The sequence below is a fragment of the Flavobacterium sp. genome (assembly GCF_044368995.1).
Lineage (GTDB): Bacteria > Bacteroidota > Bacteroidia > Flavobacteriales > Flavobacteriaceae > Flavobacterium.
This window is the reverse complement of sequence record NZ_JBIPMS010000161.1, coordinates 1-2969: the sequence shown is the minus strand read 5'-3', so window position 1 is coordinate 2969 and position 2969 is coordinate 1. Positions and strand designations below refer to the sequence as shown.

General features: G+C 32.0%; 3 protein-coding genes. 1 reads left to right on the top strand and 2 read right to left on the bottom strand.

Features of this window, described 5'->3' with window-relative positions; genetic code table 11:
- Both galE and ACIQ2I_RS08790 read right to left on the bottom strand, forming a co-directional pair.
- Positions 1–893: UDP-glucose 4-epimerase GalE (galE, locus tag ACIQ2I_RS08795; RefSeq protein WP_396182038.1), on the bottom strand; the 893-nt coding region annotated here is incomplete at its 3' end.
- A 73-nt stretch (positions 894–966) separates the two neighbouring features.
- Positions 967–2094 carry a DegT/DnrJ/EryC1/StrS family aminotransferase gene (locus ACIQ2I_RS08790; RefSeq protein ID WP_396182037.1) on the bottom strand — a complete coding sequence of 376 codons (1128 nt, stop codon included), beginning with the start codon at positions 2092–2094 and terminating at the stop codon, positions 967–969.
- Positions 2095–2191: 97 nt separating this feature from the next.
- On the opposite strand from ACIQ2I_RS08790, the gene ACIQ2I_RS08785 reads away from it, so the two are divergent.
- Positions 2192–2969: 3-deoxy-D-manno-octulosonic acid transferase (locus tag ACIQ2I_RS08785; protein ID WP_396182036.1), on the top strand; the 778-nt coding region annotated here is incomplete at its 3' end.

Here is a 2969-nt window from a genome sequence, read left to right as displayed (position 1 = left end):
TCGCCTTCTCGTCTGCCTAAAATTTTGTAATTTAGTTTTTGTCTTGATACTTTTTCAAAAGATTGAATAACTTCTAAAACCGAACTACCCGTTCCAGTTCCTAAATTAAAAGTTTCTACGGCCGTACTATTTTTTTTATCTAGCAATCGCTTTATGGCTATTACGTGGGCTTTTGCCAAATCTACCACATGAATATAATCTCTTACCGCTGTTCCATCAGCTGTGGGATAATCATTTCCATAAACGGAAAGTTCTTGTCTTAATCCGATAGCGGTTTGCGTGATAAATGGCACTAAGTTTTGTGGTACACCTAAAGGTAATTCGCCAATTTCAGACGATTCATGTGCGCCAATCGGATTAAAATAACGCAATAAAATAGCATTTAAGGAACTAACTTTAGAAGTATCGGTTATGATTTCTTCACCAATTTGCTTTGTGTTCCCGTAAGGTGACAAAGCGGTTTGAATTGGCGCATCTTCTGTAATTGGCATTTTTTCGGCTTGACCGTAAACAGTACAAGAAGAACTAAAAATAAAATTTGCAGACGGTAATTTAGTAAGTTCCTGCAACATGTAAATCAAAGCACTTATATTATTTTCGTAATATAATAAAGGATTTTCAACACTTTCGCCAACGGCTTTACTTGCTGCAAAATGAATTACTCCAGAAATATCAGTATACTTTTTAAAGAAATTTTGAACTGCTGCTTTTTCTCGTAAATCGATATTTTCAAAAATTGGTTTTTTACCAGTGATTCGTTCAATTCCACTTAAAACTTCAATTGAAGAATTAGAAAGATTATCAATCGCAATCACCTCAAAACCTTCATTCTGTAACTCTACAACGGTATGTGAACCGATAAAACCTAATCCTCCAGTAACTACTATTTTCATATTTTTTTTTAGCTTATGGCTAACAGCTAATAGCTAACAGCTAAACTACTGAAAGCATAAACTGAAAACTAATTTAAACGTATTCTAAAACGGTGTCTGTAATAAATTTAATTTGTTCATCGTCTAATTCGGTATGCATGGGTAAAGCAATTACTTCTTTCACTAATTGATTGGTTACTGGAAAATCTTCTTCTTTATAACGAATATCAGCATACGCTTTCTGACTATGTAATGGAATTGGATAATAAATAGCACAAGGAATACCTTTTTCTAGTAAATGGGCTAATAATCCATCGCGTTTTCCATTGGTAATTCGTATTACATATTGATGAAATACATGACAATCACAACTCTCGCAAATAGTTGGTGCTACGATATTTTTATTTAAACCTAATGCAAGTGAATATTTTCTTGCAGCATCTTGACGTGCACTGTTATAAGTATCTAAATGGGGTAATTTTGCTTTTAAAACACCTGCTTGAATACTATCTAATCGAGAATTTACACCGACAACATCGTGATGATATCTTTCATACATTCCGTGATTTACAATTCCTCTAATAATATGTGCTAAATTGTCATCGTTGGTATAAATCGCACCACCATCACCATAGCAGCCTAAATTTTTTGATGGGAAAAAAGAAGTAGCAGCTACATGTCCAATGGTTCCCACTTTCTTTTTTGAACCATTTTTAGCAGTATAATCTGCTCCAATTGCTTGCGCGTTATCTTCAATTACGTACAAATTATGTTCGTTGGCAATTTCCATAATCGCATCCATATTGGCTGCACGACCAAATAAATGTACGGGTACAATAGCTTTTGTTTTTGGAGTTATCGCTTTACGAATACCTTCTAATGAAATGTTCATATTATTTCTATCAACATCTACTAAAACTGGTGTTAATTGTAATAAAGCGATTACTTCAACGGTTGCGGCAAAAGTAAAATCAGCTGTGATGACTTCATCGCCAGGTTGTAAACCCAATCCCATCATGGCAATTTGCAAGGCATCCGTTCCGTTAGCACAAGGAATTACGTGTTTTACGCCTAAATATTTTTCTAAATCAGCCTGAAATTGGTGAACTAATGGGCCATTTATATAAGTATTGGTATCTAAAACTTCTTGAATAGAAACATTTACTTCCTCTTTTATTTTTTCATATTGACTTTTTAAGTCAACCATTTGTAATTTTTTCATCTTCCTAATCTAATTAAGTCAAGCAAAAGTAAGAAATTCTGCTTACATTTTTTGTGTTACATAAAAGAAACGTAATTTAGCAACATAAATTAGTACTATGTCATTTATTTATAACTTTTTAATACTATTTGCTTCGCAGTTTTTAAAACTTTTGGCATTTTTTAGTCCAAAATTAAACTTGTTTGTTAAAGGAAGAAAATCAGTTTTTGAAACTTTGAAAAATAATATTCAAGAAATTGATAAAACAATTTGGTTTCATGCAGCATCTTTGGGAGAATACGAACAAGGCTTGCCTGTTATTGAAAAAGTAAAACAAAAGTATCCAAATCATAAAATAATAATTACATTTTTTTCGCCTTCTGGATATGAAGTTAAAAAAAATAATACTGTTGCGGATGTTACGGTGTACTTGCCTTTGGACACGATTTCTAATGCCAAAAAATTTTTAAAAGTTGTGCATCCAGAAATGGTATTTTTTATTAAGTACGAATTTTGGCCTAATTATCTCAAGGAGCTAAAAAAACAAAATGTTAAAACCTATTTAATATCTGGAATTTTCAGAAAAAATCAGCCCTTTTTTAAGTGGTATGGCGGATTTTACCGAAAAGCGCTGAAAACATTTAGTTATTTTTTTGTACAAAATGACAATTCTAAAAAATTATTACAATCTATAGGTTTAGAAAACGTTAAAGTTTCTGGAGACACCCGTTTTGATAGGGTAGTGACCATTTTAGAAAAAGATAATACGTTAGATTTTATAGCTGCATTTAAAAATAATCAGCCAACAATAGTTATTGGTAGTAGTTGGCCAAAAGATGAAGAACTATTGATTCATTATATTGAATCTGCACCTCAAAAAGTTAAATTTATTATTG

Excerpts from the sequence above, each read along its gene's own strand:
- ACIQ2I_RS08790 (WP_396182037.1), bottom strand. The coding sequence starts at position 2,094 with ATGAAAAAATTACAAATGGTTGACTTAAAAAGTCAATATGAAAAAATA.